Raw genomic sequence first — 25,053 nt, 5'->3', positions numbered from 1 at the left:
AAATATTAGTTCGTAGTAAAATAAAAAAACACTCATAAATTAAAAAAGATAAAATACCCTATTGCAAATAAAATGACAATGTGATAATATCTATTTATGAAGAATGAAAAATAAAAAGGTCATAAGTGATCTATAACACACATTGAAGATGGATGGAGGAGAAGATTATGGCAAAAAAAGTAGTTTTAGCAGGAGCATGTCGTACAGCTTTAGGAACAATGGGAGGAGCGTTAAGTAACGTTTCAGCAGCAGATCTAGGAGCTGTAGTAGTAAAGGAAGCTTTAAATAGAGCAGGAATTCCAGCTGAGAAGGTAGATCAAGTATTATTTGGATGCGTTATTCAAGCAGGATTGGGACAAAACGTTGCTCGTCAAGTATCTTTAAAAGCAGGATTATCAATAAAAACTCCAGCAGTTACATTAAACGTAGTATGTGGATCAGGATTACATACAGTAAATATGGCAGCAGCAATGATTCAATCAGGACAGGCAGATATTGTAGTAGCAGGAGGAACTGAAAACATGTCTTCAGCTCCATACCTATTAAGAAAAGGACGTTATGGATATCGTTTAGGAAATGCAGAATTAGTAGACTCTATGGTAAATGATGCCCTATGGGATGCATTTAACAACTATCATATGGGAATCACTGCTGAGAACATTTGTGATCAATGGGGATTAACTCGTGAAGAGTTAGACAAATTTGCTGCTGAGAGTCAACAAAAAGCAGTAAAAGCTCAAGAAGAGGGAAGATTCAAAGATGAGATCGTTCCAGTTGTAATAAAAGGTAAAAAAGGAGATATCATTGTAGATACAGATGAGGGACCTAGACCTGGAACAACAGTTGAAGGAATTGGAAAATTAAAACCAGCATTCAAAAAAGATGGAATGGTAACAGCAGGAAACGCATCAAGTATAAATGATGGAGCAGCTGCAATAATCGTTATGTCTGAAGAGAAAGCTAAAGAATTGGGAGTAAAACCTATGGCTACATGGATAGATGGAGCATTAGGAGGAGTAGATCCTTCAATAATGGGAATAGGACCAGTTGAATCTACAAGAAAAGTTCTTGAAAGAACAGGAATGAAAATTAATGACTTTGATTTAATAGAAGCAAATGAGGCTTTCGCAGCTCAATCATTAGCTGTAGGAAGAGATTTAGGAATAGATACTTCTAAATTAAACGTAAATGGAGGAGCTATCGCTTTAGGACACCCAGTAGGAGCTTCAGGATGTCGTATCTTAGTAACTCTATTACATGAAATGGAAAAACGTAATGCAAAAACAGGATTAGCAACTCTTTGTATCGGTGGAGGAATGGGATGTTCTGCTATCGTTAAGAGAGAGGACTAGTCGTAAGTTGACAACTCACTTATCTTAATCTATATAAAGTTAAGAGCAGGATTCTGCTCTTAACTTCTATAAAAATAACCTATAACTAAGGAGGTTCATAATGAACTTTATAACATACGAACAAGAAGGATTTGTAGGAGTAATAACTATAAACCGTCCAAAAGCTTTAAATGCATTAAATAGCGAGGTATTAAAAGAGTTAAATACAGTGTTAGATAATGTTGATTTAGAAGCTACAAGAGCACTTATCTTAACAGGTGCTGGAGAAAAATCTTTTGTTGCAGGTGCAGATATCGGAGAGATGAGTACACTTACAAAAGCTGAAGGAGAGGCTTTTGGTAAAATAGGAAATGATGTTTTTAGAAGAATAGAGACTTTCCCAATTCCAGTAATTGCAGCAGTAAATGGATTTGCATTAGGTGGAGGTTGTGAAATAGCAATGAGTTGTGATATTAGACTTTGCTCTGATACAGCTTTATTTGGACAACCAGAAGTAGGATTAGGAATAACTCCAGGATTTGGTGGAACACAGAGATTAGCTCGTTTAATTCCAGTAGGAAAAGCAAAAGAGATAATATATGCAGCTGTAAATATAAAGGCAGATGAAGCATATAGATTAGGATTAGTAAATGCAGTATATCCATTAGAAGAGTTATTGCCAGCAGCTAAAAAGTTAGCAGCTAAGATAGCTAAAAATGCTCCAATCGCAGTTAGAGCTTGTAAACAAGCTATAAATGAGGGGCTTAACACAGATATGGATCATGCAATTGTAATTGAAGAGAAACTTTTTGGAAGTTGTTTTGAAACTGAAGATCAAAAAGAGGGAATGAAAGCATTCTTAGAAAAAAGAAAAGTTGAAGGATTCAAAAATAGATAGGAAAAAACTCTTTAGATAAAATAGATATAAAAACTTAGGAGGCATTGAGATGAAAATAGGAGTAATTGGTGCTGGAACTATGGGTTCTGGAATTGCACAAACATTTGCACAAACTGAAGGATATGAAGTAGTTCTTTGTGATATTAATGAGGAGTTTGCAGCAAGAGGAAAAGCTAAAATAGCAAAAGGTTTTGAAAGAATGATCGCTAAAGGAAAAATGGATCAAGCAACTGTAGATGCTGTATTAGCAAAAATTACAACTGGAACTAAAGAAATTTGTGGAGATTGTGATTTAGTAATTGAAGCAGCCTTAGAAAATATGGAGATCAAAAAACAAACTTTTAAAGAGTTAGATGCTATTTGCAAACCAGAAGCTATATTTGCAACTAACACATCATCATTATCAATAACAGAAATAGGAGCAGGATTAAATAGACCAGTAATTGGAATGCACTTCTTTAACCCAGTACCTGTTATGAAACTTGTAGAAGTAATAGCAGGATTAAATACTCCAGTTGAGATAGTAGAAACTATCAAAAAAATATCTGAAGAAATAGGAAAAGTTCCTGTACAAGTAGAAGAAGCAGCAGGATTTGTTGTAAATAGAGTATTAATTCCAATGATAAACGAAGCAGTAGGAATTTTAGCTGACGGTGTAGCTTCAGCTGAAGGAATAGATAATGCTATGAAATTAGGAGCTAACCACCCAATGGGACCATTAGCTTTAGGAGATTTAATAGGATTAGATGTATGTCTAGCTATTATGGAAGTATTATACAATGAATTTGGAGATTCTAAATATAGACCTCATCCATTATTAAGAAAAATGGTTAGAGGTGGAAAACTTGGAAGAAAAACTGGAATGGGATTCTTCGACTATACTAAATAGTAAAAAAAGTTTAATATAAAGGGGCTGTTGTGAATTAATGATTTTTTATTATTAGTGGCTCTTTGTTAAATGGTGTTGATAAATAAAACAAAATAAAATTTCAATGAGGCTTTAGTAATTTATTAAAAAAATTACTAAGGTCTCTTCTTTTTTTATTAAATGCTATTTAATTTTATTGATTTTTTGATAACGAAAAGTTATAATTTTGTTAAGAAGAATTTTATGTTATAATATCTCTAAAAATAGAGAGGAGGTTTTTATGTTAAAACAAAAAAAATTAGGACTTGGAGTAGATGATTTTAAAAAAATTAGAACACTAGATTATTATTATATAGATAAGACTAAATTTATAGAAGATATTCTTCTTGATGGCGCTGATATTAAATTATTTTGTAGACCAAGAAGATTTGGAAAAACTCTTAATATGTCTACTCTTAGATATTTTTTTGATATAGAAAATAGAGAAGAGAATAGAAAGCTATTTAAAAGTTTGTACATAGAAAACTCTCCTATGATAAGTGAACAAGGAAAATACCCAGTTATATTTATTAGTATGAAAGGTATAGGAGGACTAAACTGGGAAGTTACTTTTAATGGCATAAAATCAAAAATAAAAGAGCTTTTTAGAGAGTATATTTTTTTAACAGATTCATTAGATAAATATACATTAATGGAGTTTGAAAAATATTTAACTAGTGACTTTGATGAAGCATTATCAAAAAAATCTTTGAAATTTTTAACTGAAGTATTATATAAATTTTATAAAGAAAAAGTTATAGTATTAATAGATGAATATGATTCTCCTATAATATCAGCCTATGAAAATGGATATTATAATGAAGCAATTAATTTTTTCAAAGGTTTTTATGGAGATGTACTTAAAACTAATGAATATTTACATATGGGAGTTTTAACTGGGATAGTTAGAGTAGCTCAAGCAGGGATATTTTCTGACTTAAATAATATAGAAAATTATACTATCCTTAACAGGAAATATTCTCAATATTTTGGACTACTTGAAGATGAAGTAGAAAAAGCTCTCCAAGATTATGATGTTAGTTACAAACTTGAAGAGGTAAAGTCTTGGTATAATGGATATAGATTTGGAGATTCAGAGGTATATAATCCATTAAGTATATTAAAATTTTTAAGTAATCAAGAGTTAGGAGCTTATTGGATAAATACATCTGGAAATGCTTTGATAAAAGAATTGCTTAAAAATTCTGATAAAACAGTATTTGATACATTGAACAACCTATTCAATGGAAAAGAAACTGTGGTATACATAAGTCAAAGTATAGCTTTAGGAAATAATTTATCCTCTGATGATTTATGGGAATTGCTATTATTCTCAGGATATTTAACAGTAAAAGAAAAGATAGATATGAATACATATTTTGTGAGAATACCCAATAATGAGATAATGACATTCTTTAAAAATCTATTCGTAGATATTATTTTTAATGGACTTGGAACTATTAGTAGATTAAAAGTGGCACTTTTAACTAAAAATTTAGATGAAATAATAAGTTGTCTTGAAAATCTTGTGTTAAATGTAATGAGTATGTATGACACAGATAAGAGATATGAAAATCCTTATCAAACTCTTTTAGAAGGATTTTTATATGGACTAGAGGGAACATATCTTTCAATTCCTAATTTTGAAAGTGGAGATGGAAGACCAGATATAATATTAAAGCCAATATTAAAAAATAAACCAGCCTATATCTTAGAATTGAAGAGATTGAAGGATAGAACAGTAGAAAAAGAGTTAGAAGAAGCTTTAAATCAAATTAAGACAAATAGATATGATACTCTTTTAAAAAGAGAGGGAATAAATGATATAACCAATATAGCTTTAGTTTTTGATGGGAAAAGAGTATATCATAAAATAGAAAAATAGGGAAGAACCCAATAAACAAGAAAATCTTACTACTGAGCAAGAGAGATATAGCAAGACTTGGTTAAGTAAAAGTATAAAATTGACAGATTGTATTAAATTAAGTGGATTAAGTAGGGTTACTTTTTATAGAATAAAAGCTAGTTTGATTTCTAAAGAAAATAATTCTAAACCTAAAATTGAGAAAATAGAAGAACCTTTTGATATTTTATATGATGAGAGTATAGATAAAGGAGTTTTCAACATGTCTTTGAAAACTCCCTTTTTAGTATAAAATATTAAAAATTAATCTTCGTTATTATCTGTATTTTCTAAACTTTCTAAATTAAAGAAGTAGTTGCTAAGCTGTTTGGCACATTCATCCATATCAGTATAGTGTAATGAGAGTTCAAATTTATGTTTATCAATACTCACCTCATAAAGTGGATCATAGTATTGTTTGATTAGAATCTCTCCTAACTCTCTAAGTTTTTTCTCATGTAAAAGTTGTAGATAGTTAGCTGTCTTTTCTTTTGATACATAACGAGCCACCTTCATAATACACTCTTCAAGCTCATTTTCAGAGACATTAGTGTAATCTTCCAATAAAACATCTAATCTATTTGGAATATTTGTATCTATGAATAGATGTTGTCCTGCAGTCATACTAGAATAAACTGATTCAGGTATATAGACATTTCCAATTCTTTTACTTTCACTCTCAACAACTATATATTTTGTTTTACAAGTTCTAAGAAATTCGAAGATTTCTCCATCAAATCTTTTTTGACTCTGTGGAAGTTTTTCACCTAAAGCACCAAAGAAAGAGCCTTTGTGAGCAGCTATTCTTTCAAGATCTAAAACTGAAACTCCAAGGTCGATCATCTTATTTAAAATTTTAGTTTTTCCTACACCAGTACGACCATGTACAACTATATATTTAAAATTTTGATTAAGTTGTGGAATATTAGCTATTATAAAATCTCTATAAGCTTTATATCCACCTTCAAGTTTTGCAACTTTATATCCAAGACTTCCAAAAAGTGATGTTATAGATGAACTTCTCATTCCACCTCTAGCACACATAAAAACAAGTTTAGAGTGTTTTTTTGAAAGTTCTTGTATCTGTTCAAAAATTTCAGGTAATCTTTTTGAAATAAACTCTACTCCCAATTTTTTTGCCTTCTCTTTAGATTCTTGTACATAAGTAGTTCCTACTAAAACTCTCTCTTCATCAAGAAGGACAGGGATATTAACAGAGTTAGGAACTTTATCTAATTCAAATTCTTTTGGAGTTCTAACATCAATAAGAATTGCATTTTTTTCCTTTAAAAAATTTTCAAAACTGACTAAATTCATTTTATTCTCCTTACATTTTGACAACATTTTACTCTGTATTATATCACAATTATGAAGATATTTGAATAAATAAATAGTGATAATTAGTATAGAAAAAGAGAGAGTATTTTTGATAGTTAAACTATCAACCAATAAATACAATATATAGTAAACTTATAAAAAATAAACACTATATTTTGTGGAAAATGTGATATAATGTTATGGGGAATAATAAAAAAAGAGAGGTAATTAAATGGATATTAAAAAGTGGCTTGGAGATGAAAATAAATTAGGAATTGATATTTGGGAAAAAAAGTATAAATACGATGGTGAAACATTTGAAACTTGGTTAAATAGGGTGTCAGGTGGAGATAAAGAATTAAAAGAGATGATAGAGAATAAAGAGTTTATTTTTGCTGGAAGAATACTCTCTAATAGAGGATTAGCAAAATTAGGAAGAAAGATAACTTATAGTAATTGCTATGTGGTAACTCCTCCAGAAGATAACTTAGAATCTATATTTGATACAGCAAAAAAATTAGCAAGAACCTATTCATATGGAGGTGGTTGTGGTGTAGATATTTCTAAGTTGAGACCTAGAGGAGCTGAAGTCAATAACTCTGCTAAATATACAACAGGTTCAATATCATTTATGGATTTATACAATATGACTACTGATATAATTGGACAAAAGGGAAGAAGAGGTGCTTTGATGATCTCAATAGATGTCAATCACCCTGATATAGAGGAGTTTATTAAGATAAAATCAGATTTAACAAGAGTGCAAAAAGCAAATATCTCTGTAAGAGTAGATGAGAATTTTATGAAAGCTGTTATAGAGAATAAAACTTATGAAACAACTTTTAATGTTATAGATACAGGTGAGATAATAAAAAAGAGCGTAGATGCCAATAGATTATTTACAGAGTTAGCAGTTCAAAACTGGAGATTTGCAGAGCCTGGAATACTTTTTTGGGATAGAATTTCAAAATGGAATTTATTGAGTGAAGATGATGAATTTGAATATGGTGGAACAAATCCTTGTGCTGAAGAACCCTTACCAGCAGGAGGAAGTTGTCTATTAGGTTCGCTTATCTTACCTACTTTTGTAGAGAATGGAGAGTTTTGTTTTGAAAGATTAAAAAAAGTTGTTAAGAAGGCTGTAAAAGCTTTGAATGATGTTTTAGATGAGGGGTTACCACTACATCCGTTAGAAGAGCAGAGAGAATCTGTAAAAAATTGGAGACAGATAGGGTTAGGAGTATTAGGAGTTGGAGATCTATTAATAAAATTAGGATTAAAATATGGTTCAGATGAATCTTTAGAATTTTGTGATAGAGTTGCTAAAACAATAATTGATAGTGCTCTAAAAGCTAGTGCAATGCTGGCAAAAGAAGAGGGAAGCTTTCCAAAATATAGAGCAGAGAAGATATTGAAATCTCCATTTTTATTAGAGAATGCAAGTCCAGAAACATTGGAACTAATAAAAAAGTACGGACTTAGAAACTCACAACTTTTAACAATTGCACCTACAGGATCAATAGGAACTATGCTTGAAATGAGTACAGGAATAGAGCCAAATTTCGCTTTTTCATATACAAGAAAAACAGAGAGTCTTCATGGAGAGGATGTGTATTATAAGGTTTTTATTCCAATTGTGAAAAGATATATGGAAGAGAATGCTCTTAAAGATGAAGATGAGTTACCAGATTATTTTATCACTGCTCAAAATTTAAATCCATATAATAGGATAAAGATGCAAAGTGTGTGGCAAAAAAGAATAGATGCTAGTATTTCATCTACTATAAATTTAGTAAATAAAGTTTCAGTTGAAGAGGTAAAGCAATTGTATATTGAAGCTTGGAAAAGTGGATTGAAGGGAATGACTGTTTATAGAGCTGGTTGTGATAGAGAGGGGATACTCACTGTAGATACTAAAAAAGCTAAGAGTGCAGAAGAAGCATTGAAAGATAAGATGGAAACTATAGGAAGAGGAGTTTTGAAACCAATAGCTCAAGACACAATTTACTATCCATATAAGATGAGAATAGGTTGTGGAAAATTAAAAGTCATGATAGGTTATTCGCCAAGTGAGAGGGCAATTCAAGATCTATATGTAATAAGAAGTGGTACTGGTGGTTGTGAGAAAAATATTCAAGCAGTAGCTATATATATGTCAGGAATTTTAAGACTGGGTGGAAATCTATTTATGCTTGAAGATGCTATTGATGGTGTGAGTGGTTGTACTTCTTTTGCAGTGGCAAGAAGTAAAAATTTAGATGTGAGTCAAGGAAGTACTTGTCCTTCGGCAATTTTAAATATTTTGAAAAAGTTTGAAAAAAATATGGGATTAAGTGGACATACAGAAGCTATTCAGTTGATGGATAAAGAGGAAAAAAATGAACAAAAGATGGTAGAGGAATTGGAGAAAAGAAAGATAAATTGTCCAGAGTGTGGAAGTGAATTGGAAGTTACAGGAGGATGTTACTCTTGTAGAAATTGTGGATATTCAAAATGTGAGTAACAGTTTTGCTTTTTTTTAGAAAAATTGATATAATATTATAAAAAGAGGAGTTAAAAAAAGCTCCTCTTTGTTCAAATACATAAAATAAAATATGGTGAATATATGAAAAAAGAAGCAAGAAGAGTATTGAAAGAGATATATGGATATGACAATTTTAGAAGAGGACAGGAGATAATAGTTAATTCTGTATTGTCAGGAAGAGATACTTTGGGAGTGATGAGTACAGGTGGAGGAAAATCAATCTGTTATCAAGTACCAGCACTCTTATTTAAGGGGTTAACAATAGTAATCTCACCTCTAATATCATTGATGAAAGATCAGGTAGATTCGTTGAGACTTTTGGGAATAAAAAGTGTATATATAAATTCAACTCTATCTAAAGATGAGTATGTGGAGAGTCTTAGAAAGATACGTCAAGGTGAGGCCAAAATAGTTTACGTAGCTCCAGAAAGATTGAATAATGAGAGGTTTGTTGAATTTATAAAAAAATATAGGATTTCAATGATAGCAGTAGATGAAGCTCATTGTATATCACAGTGGGGACATGACTTTAGAAAAAGTTATCTAGAGATTCCCAATTTTATAGGCAAGATAGATCAAAGAGTACAGGTCTTAGCTCTTACAGCTACAGCAACTAAAGAGGTTAGAAGAGATATTGAAGAAAAACTGGCTCTTAAAAATCCCTTTGTATATGTTCATGGATTTGACAGAGAAAATATTTTTTTTAAAGTTGTAAAAAATGTAGTTCCAGAGGCATATATAGTAGATTATTTGAAAAAGGTTGGAAAAAAATCAGGAATAATCTATGCCTCAACGAGAAAAGAGGTAGATAATCTCTATGCCTATTTAAAGTTGAGGGAGATAAATGTGGGGAAATACCATGCTGGTTTAGGAGAGAATGAAAGAAAAGAGAATCAGGAAAAATTTTTAAAAGATGAGATTCAGATAATGATAGCTACAAATGCTTTTGGAATGGGAATAGACAAGTCTAATGTAAGATTTGTAATACATAGAAATATTCCTAAGGATATGGAGAGTTACTATCAAGAGGCTGGAAGAGCAGGGAGAGATGGTGGACCTTCAGAAGCGATACTTATGTTTTTTGAAGAGGATGTAAGTACTCAGATGTTTCTAATAGAGAGTAACGAAGAGAGTGAAGATGAACTAAAAAAAGAAAAGGTAAAGAAACTTGATGCAATGATAGAGTACGCCTATCTCGAAAGTTGTTATAGAGAGTATATCTTAAAGTATTTTGGAGATAAGAGAATAAAAAATTATTGTGGAAAGTGTGGAAATTGTAAAACTTTAAAAAATATAGAGGATCTTACAATAGAGGCTCAAAAAGTCATATCTTGTATAGGAAGAGCAAAAGAGAGTATTGGAATATCTACATTGGTAAATATTTTATATGGTAGAAGTGATACTAAGATGGATAGAAAGGAGTACAACAAACTTTCAACTTTTGGAATAATGAATGATAGAGATATTAGATGGATAGAGGAGTTTATAAATTTTTTGATTTCTGAAGGGTACTTTGAGCAGAGTGCAGGAAGTTTTCCAGTACTAAAGTTGAATAAAAAATCAAGAGGTGTATTAAAAAATGAGATCTCTGTATTTAGAAGGTTAGACGAGAAGATAACCTTTGATTACTTTGAAGATCCGTTATTTGAGGAGCTAAATCAATTGAGAAACGAGATAGCTATAAGAGAGGACGTAGCTCCATATATTGTATTTTCAGATATGACACTTTTAGAGATGGCAGAGTACAAACCTAAAAATAGATGGGATATGCTAAAAATTAGAGGAATAGGAAATCAAAAGTTTAAAAATTATGGAGAAGAGTTCTTAAGAGTAATTAATAGGTATGATGATGAGGATATGGAAAGAGTGAAACAGGAGAGTAAACTCTATGAAGGATTAGATGATGAGAAGATAGATACCTTGAAAAAAAGATTGGGAGTGACAATGGAGAATGAAAAAGTAAAGGAGATTCTTTATGAGACAGTTCTCAATTTTCTTGTAAAATAGATCTAATATAAAAAGAGCAATGCCCTAGTGTTTTTTAGAGTATTGCTCCTCTTTTTTATCTTCTAAAGAGATATTTAGATAGCTTAATATAGAGTTACAGAAATCTTTTCCAAAAATATGAGATAAAACTTCATAGTAATTTAGAATAAAGGGACGGTACTCATCTATTTTGAAACCGATTGGGTTTTCTCTCCTGAAATAGGGAGATTTAGATTTTTCAATATCCATACATGGGAAATCAGAATCATTGAGTGAGAGATAGTTGTTTCCTTTAGTTGGAACAAAGATATATAGAGTATTTCCATCCAATATTATTTCAAGTGGATAGATTGAACACCAAAGAGGTTTTGTATCAATTATCTCCCCAAGACTCATATGGTTATCAATACATATTTTATGAATAGCACAAAGGCTTCTATCTATGTGTACACAAGAGCAGGTACATCTATCAAAAACAGTTTCAACCATATTTTCGGGAATTAAAAATTGATCATTTTTAATGGAAGTTAAAATCTCTTTTTCAGTCATCCCCTCCTCCTTCATAATGGATATAGCTTGAGTTAAGTTGTTGTACTCTTTGAGATTATCCAAGATAATCTCACGAGCTTTGGAGTTAAACTCATAGGGGAACTGTACACAACAGTTGGTAAGACAGTTAAAGCAATCGAAATTACTCAACCATTCAAAACTTCTTACATCAATAATAGCTGAGTAGTTCTTATTTAAAAAAGTTACCTCCATTTTAATCTTCTCTATCTTAGCAAAATAATCTCTTATTCTTTTTTCTAATTTTGGGGATAAATCCCTATCGTGCATAAAATATCTCATAAATCCTCCTATAAAACATCTGTTCTAAGTATACTATTTTTTCAAAATTTAAGCTACAACTATTTTTATTTTTTAGTAAAAAATGATAAAGAAAAAATTTTTTTATGATTAAAAATTGATTGTTCTAATAAATTAAATATGATATAATTACTAAAGGATAAAATGAAAGATGAGGATATGAAATGAAAAAGAGTTTAGTTGTAAAACTTATTTATGAGTTTTATTTTTTAATGTTTGCTCTTACAGAAAGAAAGAAAAAACCCACAGATGCAAACAAGATAGCTAATAAATTTCTAAATTATAATAATAAAAGAGTGATGAAAAGTATTGAAAATAAGAAGATAAACAAAGTTTTAATATTACTTCCTCATTGCTTACAAAAGTATTCTTGTGTTTTTAAAGTGACATCTGATATAGAAAATTGTAAAAGATGTGGTCAATGTGTAATAGGTGATTTTTTGAACATAAAGAAAGAGTTTCCTATAGAGGTAAAAGTGGCTACTGGAGGAACTCTCGCTAGAAAGCATATAAAGAGTATAAGACCAGATCTAGTGATGGCAGTAGCTTGTAAAAGGGATTTAGTATCGGGAATACATGATGCTTATCCAGTAAATGTATATGGAATTTTTAATGAAATAGTAAATGAACCTTGTATAGATACAACTGTTTCAATAGCAAAAGTGAAAGAATTTTTAAATAAAATATTTTAATATTAATATACAGGAGGTAGAACTTGAAAATTAGATATTTTTTAGGAGCCCTTATTTTTGTATTGGGAGTTTCAGCCTTTGCATCAGAAAAAGAGGATTTGGCCTTTGTAGACGAATTATATAAACAGAAAAAATTTGATCTAGCAATAGTGGAATCAAAAAGTTTTTTGGATAAATATCCAACATCTAAATATAATAAAAATATTCAAGATAGGATAGCAAAAGTATATTTTTTACAAAAGGATTATCCCAATGCAATAAAGTATTTTAAAATTTTGTTGATGAATAATAATCTGAAAGAAGATGATAAAAATGAGATAAGATACTATTTAGTAAGATCTTATGCAGATATTGGAGACGAAAAAACAAGTGACGAGTATTTGAGTACAATAAATAGTAAGAGTGATTATTACGAAAAGGCTATATATGACAATGGAACTGCCTATTTAAGCAGTGAAAATTATGTTATGGCAGAAAAAGAGTTTCAAGAAGTGATGAACTTAAATAAGAAGTACTATAATGATTCGGTTTTAAGTATGGCGTTATTATCTTATAACAAAGGAGATTATAATAGGAGTATAGCTTATTTAGATCAATATTCACAAATAAAGGGAAAGAAAAATATTATTTTTATGAACTACCTATTGGGATCTAGTTACTATAAATTAAATCAAGCAGATTTAGCTATAAGATATTTTGAAGATGGATTGAATGAAAATAAAAATAGTGCATATGGAAAAAAAGCCGGGTTAAATCTAATAGAGATATATAGTAATAAGGGTGAATTGGAGAAAGCAGAGAGTAAGTTAGCTATTTTAAAGGGGAGCAAAGAGTATGATGAAGGGTTGAGAATATTAGGAGACTCTTATGCTACTAAAGGTGATTATAATAAGGCTGTAGAATACTACAATCAAGTGAAAGATCTCTCTAATCCTAAATTGCTATATAGTTATGGTTTTTCCCTTTATAAATTAAATAAATTAAAAGAGGCACAGACTTATTTTGAAAGTTTGAAGAGTAGTTCCTTTTATAATCAGGCTATATACTATATTTTTGCTATTGATTACAAATTAGGAAATTATAAAAAGATAATAAAAAATAGAAATGAAGTAAAGAGAGTTGTAGTAAACCAAAAGGATACAGAGAGCATAAATACAATTATAGCCAATTCAGCCTATGAAGTTGGAGATTACAAGATATCAAAAGATTACTATGCTAGAAACTATACATTAAAACCTAACTTAGAGAGTCTTTATAGAATAATTGTAATAGATTCTAGATTGGGTGATGTAGAGGATATAAAGAGAAGATTTTCAGAGTATAAGGGTAAATTTGCTAGTGATAAAAAATACAAGAAGAATATCTATATATCTGTAGGTGAACTTTATTACAAAAAGGATATGTTAGATGAGAGTGTAGAGGTATATAGAGAGTATCTCAATGAGAATCAGGATTTTGATATTTTAAATAACTTAGTATCAGTACTATTAGTTAAACAAAATTATTCTGAGATGATGAAGTATTTAGATGGAGCAGACAGCTCACCAAATAGTGTATATTTGAGAGGAATTGCATCAATGGGAATGGGAAATTATTCTGATGCAAGTGGATATTTTACAATAGTAGAGCAAGATACAGCAACAACACCAGAGCTATTAGAAAAGATTAAATTTAACAGGGTGAGAAACTCTTTTCTATGGGGAAAATATGATGAAGCAATAAAATTTGGAGAAGAGTATTTACAAACTTATCCAGAGGGAGCTAATAAGGGTGAAGTTTTGGATAAGACAGCAATTAGTTATTTTAGACTGGATAATTATGATAAGAGTAGAGAGTATTATTCAAAATTAAGAGAATTACCAGAAAATAGTGAGTATGCAAGATTCCAAATAGCTGATTCGTACTATGCTCAAGGAAAATATGATCTAGCAGAGACAGAGTATAAGAGTTTATTTAGTGAATTTCCAGAGGGAAAATACTCTGAAAATGCTAATTATTGGTATTTAAATGCTTTGGTTAATCAGGGCAAATTAGATGAGTTTGAAAAGAGTAAAGGGGAGTTTTTAGCAAAATATCCTAATTCAACTATGAGATCAAATATCTATATATTAGCTGGACAGATATATGAGAAAAAGGGAGATAGAGAGGGAGTATTAACAAACTATGAAAAGCTTTATAGTAGCTCTTCAGATCCTAAGACAAAAGATGAAACTGCTACAAAAATTATAGATATTCATATTGCTACTGATAAGCTTGAAGAAGCAATGAGCTATATAGCCAACTTAGAAAATCTTGAGATAAAAAGTTACTATAATTCATTAATATATGAAAAACAAGGTAAAAAAGAGGAAGCTTTAAAAGAGTATAATAACCTTTTAAAAGGTGAAAAGTATAAAGGGTTTGCTGGAATAAACTTGGGGAATCACTATTTTGATACTAAGGACTATAAAAAAGCTAGAGAGTATTATAAAATAGTTGATGGATTAGAAAGTACACCATATAAAGATTTTATTCTGTATCAACTTTCTACTATAGATGAACTTGAAGGTAAGAATGAGAGTGCTTTGAGAGGATATACAAAGGGATATGTATTGTATAAAGGGGAGTATTCTGATCTATCTAAATTAAAGGCAGCACAAATCAATGAAAAACTGGGAAAAGAGAAAGATGCTATGGCACTGTACAAGGAGTTATATGCATTGGAGAATTTCCAATATAAGAGCTTTGTATTAGAAAAATTAATATATTTTACATTAAAAAAAGGTAATAAAGTTGAAGCAAAAAAATATTATTTAGAATTACAAAAAATAGATAAAAAAACTTCAGAAAAATACAATCAATTTTTTAACCAGGAGGCTTAACTATGAAAAAACTATTAACAGTATTATTTTTAGCAACTACTATTTGTGCTATGGGAGCAGATGAGGGTGTAACAGCCTTAGATAAACAGGTTCAGGGAGTTAATAAGGAGCAACTTGAGATAAGAGAGATTCCTACAGAAGAGGTAATATTAGAGAATCAAAAAATAGAGTCAGGAGCTATAAAAGTAACAAATGATAACTATCAAAATCAAACTCAAAAGATAAAAGTGGTACAAGGGGATAAGAGTGCTCTTGAAGAGGAACTATCTCAAGGTGTGGAAGAGAAGTCATATTGGAAATATATTTTGGGTGGTTTAGGAGTTGTAGCTTTAATTATTGCATTATAGATTGAATAAAATACTTATTTTTTAGGAGGACAGATGTACTATTTAACAAATGGTGGAATACTAATGTATGTGATACTTATTATGTCAATAGTAGGTGTTAGTGCTATTATAGAGAGATTTATATATTTTGCTAAAAACGAGAGAGAGAATAGAGGCTTTTTATCAAAAGAGATAAAAGAGGGTTTAGATAGTGGAAATTTAAAAGATTTAATAATTATGTTGAACAAAGAGAAAAGTTCTGTGTCAAAGGTATTGAAAGAGGTGCTTTATGAACTTTATAAAAATCCAAATGCCACTACACAAAAATTAGAGGAAAAGGGTAAAGAGAAAGCTATGTATCAAGTTACTCAACTGGAAAGAAATATGTGGTTAATATCTTTAGCAGCTCACCTAACTCCATTGATTGGATTATTGGGAACAGTTACAGGAATGATTAAGGCATTCCAAGCTGTTGCATTATATGGAACAGGAGATGCAGCTGTACTAGCTAAAGGGATATCTGAAGCACTATTTACAACAGCAGGAGGACTTTTAGTGGCGATACCAGCTTTAATGTTTTACAATTATTTTAATAAAAAGATAGAGAGAATAATATCTGATATGGAAATAACTACTACAGAGCTTATAAACTATTTTAGAAAGTAGGAGACCAATTATGAAAATAGAAAGATATAAAAAAAGAGGAGAGTTAATTTTGGAACTTACCCCTCTAATAGACGTAGTATTTCTTTTACTAATCTTTTTTTTGGTGGCAACAACTTTTGATGATATGAAGGGTGGAATCAAGATAGAATTGCCACAATCTACAATTAGAGAGATATCAGATATAAAAGAGATACAGGTAATAGTGGATAGAAATAAAAAAATAGTCCTCAACTATAAAGAGAAGGGTAAAAGTGAAAAGATAAGTGTAAATAAAGAGAATTTAAAAGCTAAACTATCAGAGAAGTTAGCTAATTCAACAGAAAAAAATGTGATAATTAGTGCAGATAAAAAGATAGACTATGGGTATATAGTAGAGATAATGACTATATCAAAAGAGGCAGGAGCTTCATCACTAGACATAGATACAGCAGATAAAAAATAGAGGAGGGGCTTATGAAAAAAGATGATGGAATAAGTATACTCCTTTCAATAGTGATAAATATAATTATAGTTATACTAATTCCAAGTTTATCGACAAAAAGAGTGGAAAACCAAAAGATAAAAATAGGTTTAGTAGCTTATGAAAATAAGAATAGAACAAAGTTAGATGGACAGAAAAATAGTAATAGTAGTGAAAAAAAGAGCTCTCAAGAGTTACAGAAAAAGATTAAAAAAATTAATGAAGTAAAAAAAGTAGAGGAGAAGAAAAAAGAGAAAACTCCAAATAAATCTAAAGATAAGATAGATATGGAGAGCTTAAATAACATAGTTACTAATATTTCTGCTCCTAAGATTGAAGTTATAAAAAATCTTCAACCAAATCCAAGTGTAAGAAAGATAAAAGAGATAAAAGCTCCAACTAAAGAGTTTGCTCAGAAAGAGAGAATGGAGTCTAATAGTAATCTAAGTAAGGATATAGTTCTTGCTAAAGAGGAGATCGTAACTGAAAATGAGAAGCTAGATTTAAAAGAGGATGATAAGATAGCTTTTAACTCTGAAGTAGGTAAAGACGAGTCTTTTGATAGAATACTTAAAATTACAGGAGAGACAGAGGGACTTCCAAGTGGTTATAGATTGGGAACAGAAGATGGAGATATAATAGCTAAATGGGATGGGTCAAATAGAGAGCCAGTATATCCAGAAAGTGCTCAATTAAAAGGATTACACGGTAGTGTAAGAATTAAAATGGAGATAGATGAGAGTGGAAATGTAAAATCTCTTCATTTAGAAAAAGGTAGTGGAGTTCCTGAGATAAACAATGCTATTGAAGAGGTTGGAAGAACATGGAAAATATATTTAAATAAAAATGGTTTAAGTGTAGAGGGAAATGTAATCTTGGAATATAATTTCATACTAAAGGGGAAGATTGACTAATTATTAAATATTACAAGAGGTGAAAGGATGATTCTTTTAGGATTCAGATTGGAGAGAAATTTAAAAGAGGAGCTAGAGAATAATTTTGAAAATGAATTAACATTTGCTGAAAATATAAGCGAATTTATAGATTTTTTAAAAACAAAAAAGTATGAAGCTATAATTATTGAGGAGAAAAACCTTCAAGAAGAGGCATTGATAAATCTTATAAAAAAGGTTGGAGAGTATCAAAAGAAAGGTGTTATAATTGTTTTAGGAGAGACTTCAAACTTAAAAGTAGTAGCTGGAAGTGTTAAAGCAGGAGCTTATGATTATATTTTAAAACCTGTGGATACTCCAACTATAATAAAAGTGATAGAGAAGTCTGTAAAAGATTATAAACTTTTAGCAGAGCGTATAGATAAGCATAAGAGTTCTGGAGATAAATTAATAGGACAGACAAAAGAGATTGTGGAGCTATATAAGATGATAGGAAAGGTTGCCACAAGTAGAGTTCCTGTTTTAGTTGTAGGAGAGAAGGGAACAGGAAAAACAAGTGTAGCTAAGGCTATTCACCAATTTAGTGATTGGTCAAATAAACCTTTAATCAGTATAAACTGCACTTCATTTCAAAATGAACTTTTGGAAAGAAAGATGTTTGGTTATGAAAAGGGAGCATTTAAAGGGGCTGTATTTCCACAGATAGGAGAATTAGAGAAAGCTAATGGAGGAACACTTCATTTAGGGAATATCGAATCTCTAAGTCTAGATCTACAATCTAAAGTACTTTACTTTTTAGAAGAGGGAGAGTTCTTTAGAATGGGTGGAGCAGAGCCAATAAAAATAGATATTAGAGTTGTTGCAACAACTTGTGAAAATTTAGAGGAATTAATAAATCAAGGAAAATTTATAGATGAATTATATAGAAAATTAAGAGTCTTAGAAGTAAATATTCCTCCATTGAGAGATAGAAAAGATGATATTCCATTGATAGTAGATCACTATCTATTAGAATGTAATGATGAGTTACACAAAAATGTAAAAGGAATTAGTAAACCAGCCTTGAAAAAGATGTTGAGATATGAGTGGCCAGGAAATGTAAATGAGTTAAAAAATGCTGTAAAATCAGCTGTTGCCCTATGTAGAGGTACATCTATATTGATAGAGGATCTACCTAGTAATGTATTGGGAACAAAGATTACAAAGAAAAAGGGAGAGAGTCAAATTTCAGATTTGAAAGAGTGGATAAGATCTGAATTAGTTGAATTTAAGAATAATAATCAACAAGACTACTATGGAAATATCATATCAAAAGTAGAGAAAGAATTGATACGTCAAGTGTTGGAGATAACTAATGGAAAAAAAGTAGAGACTGCTGAGATCTTAGGAATAACAAGAAATACCCTAAGAACAAAGATGAGTAACTACGGTTTGGAGTAAAAGATGCATATAACATTATATAGAAAATATAGACCTAAAAATTTTGAAGAGGTAGCAGGACAAAAGGAGATAGTAAAGACATTAAAAACCTCATTAGAGAATGGGAAAATGTCACAAGCCTATCTGTTTACAGGACCTAGAGGTGTTGGAAAAACTACACTAGCAAGACTTATAGCTAAAGGGGTTAACTGTTTAAAAGATGGGATTACAGGTGAGCCTTGTAATGAGTGTGAAAACTGTATCGCCATTAATAATGGAACTTTTTTAGATATGATTGAGATAGATGCTGCCTCTAATAGAGGAATAGATGAGATAAGACAATTAAAAGAGAAGATAAACTATCAACCTGTTAAAGGAAGAAAAAAAATATATATAATAGATGAGGTTCATATGTTGACTAAGGAGGCGTTTAATGCCTTACTAAAAACATTGGAAGAACCACCAGAACACGTTATATTTATATTGGCAACAACAGAAGTTGATAAGATACCAGCAACGATAATATCTAGATGCCAGAGATATGATTTTAAGACTTTAACCCTAAGCTCAATGAGAGAGCAGTTACAATTTATTGCAGAGAAAGAGGGTATAACTCTTCCTGATGATGTAGCAGAGCTTATCTATGAGAGTTCTGGTGGAAGTGTAAGAGATGCAGTTTCAATCTTAGAGAGAATTATGATCACTTGTTTTGGTGAAGAGATTACACTAGAAAAGAGTGAAAAGATATTAGGAGTAACTTCAGCAAGAAAGATGGAGGAGTTCCTAACTGAAGTAAATAATAAAAATTATACTAATCTTATAAAGATGTTGGATCTATTTTGGAATGAGTCACTGGATATAGAGCTGTTTTTTAAAGATTTTGCTAAGTATTGTAAGGGACTGATGAGTAGAGAAAAGCTTTCTGTGGAGCAAGGAGTTTCTATTATAGGGTGTATTTTTGATTCTTTAAATAAATTTAAATATGAAGAGGATAAGAGATTGATAGGTTATGTAATAGCAGATAACTTAATCAAGAAAAATCAACCTAGAGAAAAAATTGTTGAAAAAATAATAGAAAAAGAGGTAGCAGTTCCAATGCCAGTGAGTTCATCAAACTCAGAAGAAAAAGGAGTTTTAGAAGGGGTAACTCTAGAATATATTTCAGGTAGATGGAATGAGATTCTTAAAGAAGCTAAAAAAGAGAAGATAACTTTAGGAGCATTTCTTGTCACAGCAAAACCTTATAAATTAGAGGGAGACACTCTATATGTAGGTTTTGATGCAGAGAGTACATTTTGTAAAGAGCAGATGGAAAACAGTATGTACAATGATGTATTTTTAGAGGTTGTTAAAAAATTAATAAATCCTAAAATAAAGGTAAAATATGTGTCTTTAGGTAAGAAAAGAGAGGATAAAAAAGATAGTGAAGATTTTACAAAAAAAATAGTGGATTTCTTTGGTGGAGAAATTATGGTATAATATGTAAGGAGAAAAAATGATTTTACTAAGTAGTGTGTTAACAATTGTTCTTTTATTTCTTCTTTCACTTCTTATGCCTGTGATGAGTTTTGCTCTTCCTGTCTATAAGATTAAAAAAATGAAGGATTTTTCTTGTAGAGAGAAATTAGTGGCAAATATAGTTGTTATGGGAGCAATAGCAGTAATAAATCCTATGTTATTATATTTTTATGTAGGGTTTTTCCTTGTGATTGAGGTACTGTATAAGTATTTTGAAAAAGGAATGACGAAGATAAAAAAATTTGATAGAATAGTTATAATTTCAATTGTTATAACTGCTCTAATGGGATTTCTATTATTTTGTCTAAGGGATAAGATTGATGCTAATATGGATATCTTGTTGGAGTTCTATCAAAAGAATTTTCAAATTAGCAAGGTTGAAAGTATTAAAATTTATGAAGAGATGAAAGAAAACTTTATATACTATACTTTTATATATAGTATTCTAAATGTATTTGTAATATATGTATCATTAGATTCAGATGATTACCATAAGTGGGAGATATCTTTTGAGTGGTTACTGGTATATATAGTTAGTTATTTTATGATTCACCTATTGAAATTTGATAATTTTTATGTTATAAATGCTTTAAATATAGGTGAGACAATATTTATATTTTATGGAATAAAGAGTATATATGCTACTCTTTATGAAAAGATAAAGTATAAAGGAATTGATAATGCAATAGCTGTAATGATAGGGCTATTATTTCCATTTGGAACTTTTCTATTGGGAGTTTTAAAAGGATTTAGAATAGATAGAGATACTAAGAAGAGATAATTGGAGGATAAAAAATGGCAAAAATACAGGTAATATTGACACAAGATGTAGCAGGACAAGGAAGAAAAGGGGATATAGTTTCAGTTTCAGATGGATATGCTCATAACTTTTTAATAAAAAATAATAAGGGTATTATAGCAACTCCAGAAGAGTTAAAAAAAATAGAAAATAGAAAGAAAAAAGAAGAGAAAAAACAACAAGAGGAAAAAATAAAATCTGAAGAGTTGAAAAAAGTTATTGAAGCTAAAAAAGTGGAGATAAAAGTAAAAACTGGAGAGAATGGTAAACTATTTGGAGCAATTACAAATAAAGAGGTAGCAGCAGCTTTAGAGCAAACTTTTGGTCTAAAAATAGATAGAAAAAAAATAGAGTGTAATATAAAGAGCTTAGGGGATCACACTGCTATTGTAAAACTTCACACAGATGTAAAAGCAGAGGTAAAAATAGTAGCTAAAGCTCAATAATAGAGATTAGGAGTAAAAATGCTAGATATAGAAAATTTGAAAAAAATTCCAAGTAGTATGGAGGCAGAGAAATCTGTATTAGGTGGAATACTTTTAAAACCAGATATTTTTGGTGATATTGTAGAGATACTTAATCCCAATGATTTTTATAAAAATGGTCATAAATTAATATATGAAGCTATGAGGGATCTGTATAATACGGGAACACAGATTGACCCTATAGTAGTGGTAAATAGATTAAAGAAAAATGATAAATTTGATGAACTGGTTGGAGAAGAGTTGCTGTATGAGATAATATCTGATGTTCCAACAGCAGCTAATATTATAGAATATGCAAAAATTGTAAAAGAGAAGTCTACCTTGAGAAGATTAGGAGAGGTGGGAACAAAAATTGTTGAACTGGCCTATGAGGGATATGAAGAGGTCGATACAATCTTAGATAAGGCCGAAGGAATGATTTTTAAAATCTCTGAGAATGTAGATTCCAAAGATTTAGTTAGTTTAAAAGATGTGATAGCACAGGAGTTTATAAGATTAGAAAAAGTCTATCAAAATAAGGGTGTTGCTACAGGGATATCTTCTGGATTTTCAGATTTTGACCAGATGACGAGTGGATTCCACCCTTCAGATTTGGTAATCTTAGCTGCTAGACCAGCTATGGGAAAGACAGCCTTTGCTCTAAACTTAGCTTTGAATGCAGCTATGAAAAATAACAAAGGTGTTTTACTATTTAGTTTGGAGATGTCAAGCTCTCAATTGTTACAGAGATTGTTATCTATTGAAGCAGGAATAGGACTTCAAAAAATAAGAAATGGTTTTTTAGATCAAGATGATTGGGGAAAATTAGGTCTTGCTAGTATGAAATTATCTAATTCAGAGATAAATATTGCTGACCTACCAAATGTTAATGTACTAGAGATAAGAGCCATTGCTAGAAGATTAAAGGCAGCAGGAAAATTAGATATGATAGTGATAGACTATCTTCAGTTGATAAAGGGTAGTAATGCAAAAAATGATAGTAGACAACAGGAGATATCTGAGATCTCCAGAGCCTTAAAAGGAATAGCTAGAGAGTTGGATATACCAATAATTGCTCTATCACAGCTATCCAGAGCAACGGAGCAAAGAGCTGATAGAAGACCTATGCTTTCAGACTTGAGAGAATCAGGAGCTATAGAGCAAGATGCTGATATGGTACTGTTCTTGTATAGAGATGACTATTATAATGAGGAATCTGAAGATAAGGGACTTACAGAGGTAATAATAGGAAAACAAAGAAATGGACCTGTAGGAACTGTAAAGTTGAGATTTTTTCACGAATACACAAAATTTGCAAATTTTAGTGCAAAAGCAGATGAATAATTTAGAGAGGATTGATAATGTTGAAAAAAGTTGAATTATTAGCACCAGTAGGAAATATGGAGAAGTTTAAAATGGCTCTTCATTATGGTGCAGACGCTGTATTTTTAGGCGGAAAGATGTTTAACCTAAGAGCAGGAAGTAATAACCTTTCTGACGAAGAGTTAGAGTATGCAGTTAAATATGCACATGAAAGAGGAAAGAAAGTATACATAACTTTAAATGTAATCCCTCACAATGAGGAGTTAGATCTATTACCAGATTATGTAAAATTCTTGGATAAAGTAGGAGTAGATGGAGTTATTGTAGCTGACTTAGGAGTTTTCCAAATAGTTAAAGAAAACTCAAATCTATCAATAAGTGTAAGTACACAAGCAAGTAACACAAACTGGCGTTCAGTAAAGATGTGGAAAGATTTAGGAGCTAGAAGAGTAGTTTTAGCTAGAGAGATATCTTTGGATAACATAGCAGAGATAAGAGCTAAAGTACCAGATATTGAATTGGAAGTTTTTGTACACGGAGCTATGTGTATGGCTATCTCTGGTAGATGTTTATTAAGTAACTATATGACAGGAAGAGATGCTAATAGAGGAGATTGTGCTCAAGCTTGTAGATGGAAGTACAATCTAGTAGAAGAAACAAGACCAGGAGAGTATATGCCTGTTTATGAAGATGAGCATGGTACATACATATTCAACTCTAGAGATCTATGTACAATAGAGATAATTGATAAAATATTAGATCTAGGGGTAGACTCATTAAAAATAGAGGGAAGAATGAAGGGAATATACTATGTGGCTAATGCTGTAAAAGTATATAGAGATGCCATAGATAGTTACTATTCAGGAAATTACCAATACAATCCTAAATGGTTAGAGGAGTTAGAATCAACATCTAACAGATCATATACAAAAGGATTCTATCTAGGTAGAGCTGGAATAGAGTCTCAAAACTACAACGATAGAAATTCATATAGTCAAACTCACCAATTAGTAGCTAAAGTTGAAAAGAAACTATCTGATAACGAATATATCTTAGCAATAAGAAATAAATTATTAGTTGGAGAGAAGTTAGAGGTAGTTAGTCCAGGAATAGGAACTAGAGAGATAACTCTACCACCAATGATACTTATGAATAAGGATAAAGAGGTTGAGTCTGTAGAAGCAGCTAATCCAAACTCTTTTGTAAAGATAAAAATAGATGAAGAGTTAAATGAATTGGATATGTTAAGAAAAAGAATTTAGTATTAATATAGGGGGATAATTATGAAAAAATTTCTAATTATGAGTATGTTTATAATGAGTGCTCTATCTTTTGGAGCACAATTGAAAGTTCCAGCTGATGTAGAAAAAGAGATCAACAATTCGGCTAGAAGTTTTGACAGCTCTCAAAGAGTGAACTTTATAAATTGGCAAAAGAGATCTTATTTAAAAATTGAAAGCTTAGGAAAAGAGTCAGGTATTCCAGAAGATGAATTTTTAAGAATAAAAAATAGACTTCATAGAATGTATGGAAGTAACTATGCAAAACAGCTTCAAATATTACCAGAGGAGATGAATGATTATAGAGAGCTGGTAAGAAGAGTACAAGAGGCTACTAAAGGTAATATAGTAGATGAAGAGGTCAATGAAAAAGCTAAGGAACAGATGAAAACAACTCTATTGAATGCAGTTAGAGTTCCAACTGAAATTTTAAATGTTTATCAAGAGTCAGCAAAAGAACTTTTTCCAAATAACTATGTGATGCAGGAAAAATTTGTAAGTGCTTGTATAAGAGATTACTATAATATTCTACCCCTACTAAAAAAAGAGTTAGAAAAAGAGAATAAAAAATAACTTAAAAGAACACATTGATTTATTATGTAAATTGATGTGTTCTTTA

At 30.6% G+C, this 25,053-nt stretch carries 21 protein-coding genes; 19 read left to right on the top strand and 2 right to left on the bottom strand.

Features of this window, described 5'->3' with window-relative positions:
- The first annotated feature begins 167 nt into the window (after positions 1-167).
- The 4 genes from ABNK64_RS01995 (at position 168) to ABNK64_RS01980 (ending at position 5,021) form a co-directional block, all read left to right on the top strand.
- On the top strand, positions 168-1,352 hold the full coding sequence (locus ABNK64_RS01995) for an acetyl-CoA C-acetyltransferase (protein ID WP_291256650.1): 1,185 nt from the start codon (positions 168-170) through the stop codon (positions 1,350-1,352).
- Between the two features lie 100 nt (positions 1,353-1,452).
- Complete coding sequence (locus ABNK64_RS01990; protein ID WP_291256651.1) at positions 1,453-2,229, top strand: enoyl-CoA hydratase-related protein; 777 nt, start codon at positions 1,453-1,455, stop codon at positions 2,227-2,229.
- Between the two features lie 49 nt (positions 2,230-2,278).
- On the top strand, positions 2,279-3,118 hold the full coding sequence (locus ABNK64_RS01985; protein ID WP_291256652.1) for a 3-hydroxybutyryl-CoA dehydrogenase: 840 nt from the start codon (positions 2,279-2,281) through the stop codon (positions 3,116-3,118).
- Positions 3,119-3,377: 259 nt separating this feature from the next.
- Positions 3,378-5,021, top strand: coding sequence for an AAA family ATPase (locus ABNK64_RS01980; RefSeq protein WP_349763315.1), 1,644 nt, complete (start codon positions 3,378-3,380; stop codon positions 5,019-5,021).
- A gap of 282 nt (positions 5,022-5,303) precedes the next feature.
- Here ABNK64_RS01980 and mnmH read toward each other — a convergent pair whose 3' ends face one another.
- Positions 5,304-6,356 (bottom strand): tRNA 2-selenouridine(34) synthase MnmH, encoded by a 1,053-nt coding sequence (gene mnmH / locus ABNK64_RS01975; protein ID WP_349763314.1) that lies wholly within the window; start codon positions 6,354-6,356, stop codon positions 5,304-5,306.
- Between the two features lie 232 nt (positions 6,357-6,588).
- Here mnmH and ABNK64_RS01970 point away from each other — a divergent pair, with 232 nt between their 5' ends.
- Positions 6,589-8,859, top strand: a complete 2,271-nt coding sequence (locus ABNK64_RS01970) for an adenosylcobalamin-dependent ribonucleoside-diphosphate reductase (protein WP_349763313.1) — start codon at positions 6,589-6,591, stop codon at positions 8,857-8,859.
- 102 nt (positions 8,860-8,961) lie between these two features.
- On the top strand, positions 8,962-10,887 hold the full coding sequence (gene recQ, locus ABNK64_RS01965) for a DNA helicase RecQ (RefSeq protein WP_291259228.1): 1,926 nt from the start codon (positions 8,962-8,964) through the stop codon (positions 10,885-10,887).
- A 24-nt stretch (positions 10,888-10,911) separates the two neighbouring features.
- On the opposite strand, the gene ABNK64_RS01960 is transcribed toward recQ, so the two are convergent.
- Positions 10,912-11,715: a hypothetical protein gene (locus tag ABNK64_RS01960; RefSeq protein ID WP_349763312.1), complete on the bottom strand. Its 804-nt coding sequence runs from the start codon at positions 11,713-11,715 to the stop codon at positions 10,912-10,914.
- Positions 11,716-11,897: 182 nt separating this feature from the next.
- On the opposite strand from ABNK64_RS01960, the gene ABNK64_RS01955 reads away from it, so the two are divergent.
- Genes ABNK64_RS01955 through ABNK64_RS01895 form a run of 13 tightly spaced genes read left to right on the top strand, consistent with a single transcriptional unit; the run spans position 11,898 to position 25,007 of the window.
- Complete coding sequence (locus tag ABNK64_RS01955) at positions 11,898-12,425, top strand: DUF116 domain-containing protein (protein ID WP_291255031.1); 528 nt, start codon at positions 11,898-11,900, stop codon at positions 12,423-12,425.
- A 23-nt stretch (positions 12,426-12,448) separates the two neighbouring features.
- On the top strand, positions 12,449-15,286 hold the full coding sequence (locus tag ABNK64_RS01950; protein WP_349763311.1) for a tetratricopeptide repeat protein: 2,838 nt from the start codon (positions 12,449-12,451) through the stop codon (positions 15,284-15,286).
- A gap of 2 nt (positions 15,287-15,288) precedes the next feature.
- Positions 15,289-15,633 carry a hypothetical protein gene (locus ABNK64_RS01945; RefSeq protein WP_291255029.1) on the top strand — a complete coding sequence of 115 codons (345 nt, stop codon included), beginning with the start codon at positions 15,289-15,291 and terminating at the stop codon, positions 15,631-15,633.
- 33 nt (positions 15,634-15,666) lie between these two features.
- The gene (locus ABNK64_RS01940) at positions 15,667-16,278 is read left to right on the top strand and encodes a MotA/TolQ/ExbB proton channel family protein (RefSeq protein ID WP_291255028.1); all 612 of its coding nucleotides are present in this window, start codon (positions 15,667-15,669) and stop codon (positions 16,276-16,278) included.
- 10 nt (positions 16,279-16,288) lie between these two features.
- Entirely contained in the window at positions 16,289-16,720 is a 432-nt protein-coding gene (locus ABNK64_RS01935) for an ExbD/TolR family protein (protein WP_300340947.1), read from the top strand.
- Positions 16,721-16,731: 11 nt separating this feature from the next.
- On the top strand, positions 16,732-17,652 hold the full coding sequence (locus ABNK64_RS01930) for an energy transducer TonB (RefSeq protein WP_349763310.1): 921 nt from the start codon (positions 16,732-16,734) through the stop codon (positions 17,650-17,652).
- 27 nt (positions 17,653-17,679) lie between these two features.
- Entirely contained in the window at positions 17,680-19,071 is a 1,392-nt protein-coding gene (locus ABNK64_RS01925; protein ID WP_291255025.1) for a sigma-54-dependent transcriptional regulator, read from the top strand.
- Positions 19,072-19,074: 3 nt separating this feature from the next.
- Positions 19,075-20,529: a DNA polymerase III subunit gamma/tau gene (gene dnaX / locus ABNK64_RS01920; RefSeq protein WP_349763309.1), complete on the top strand. Its 1,455-nt coding sequence runs from the start codon at positions 19,075-19,077 to the stop codon at positions 20,527-20,529.
- Between the two features lie 16 nt (positions 20,530-20,545).
- A complete protein-coding gene (locus ABNK64_RS01915) occupies positions 20,546-21,349 on the top strand; it encodes a hypothetical protein (protein WP_349763308.1) in 804 nt (267 codons plus the stop codon).
- 14 nt (positions 21,350-21,363) lie between these two features.
- Positions 21,364-21,813 carry a 50S ribosomal protein L9 gene (gene rplI, locus ABNK64_RS01910; RefSeq protein ID WP_291259237.1) on the top strand — a complete coding sequence of 150 codons (450 nt, stop codon included), beginning with the start codon at positions 21,364-21,366 and terminating at the stop codon, positions 21,811-21,813.
- Positions 21,814-21,831: 18 nt separating this feature from the next.
- Positions 21,832-23,175 carry a replicative DNA helicase gene (gene dnaB, locus ABNK64_RS01905; protein WP_291255021.1) on the top strand — a complete coding sequence of 448 codons (1,344 nt, stop codon included), beginning with the start codon at positions 21,832-21,834 and terminating at the stop codon, positions 23,173-23,175.
- Between the two features lie 20 nt (positions 23,176-23,195).
- Positions 23,196-24,416: a peptidase U32 family protein gene (locus ABNK64_RS01900; protein ID WP_291255035.1), complete on the top strand. Its 1,221-nt coding sequence runs from the start codon at positions 23,196-23,198 to the stop codon at positions 24,414-24,416.
- 21 nt (positions 24,417-24,437) lie between these two features.
- Positions 24,438-25,007 carry a hypothetical protein gene (locus ABNK64_RS01895; protein WP_349763307.1) on the top strand — a complete coding sequence of 190 codons (570 nt, stop codon included), beginning with the start codon at positions 24,438-24,440 and terminating at the stop codon, positions 25,005-25,007.
- The last annotated feature ends 46 nt before the right edge of the window (positions 25,008-25,053 follow it).

Source organism: Fusobacterium sp. SYSU M8D902 (assembly GCF_040199715.1).
Taxonomy (GTDB): Bacteria; Fusobacteriota; Fusobacteriia; order Fusobacteriales; family Fusobacteriaceae; genus Fusobacterium_A.
This window is presented reverse-complemented; position numbering and strand designations above follow the sequence as displayed.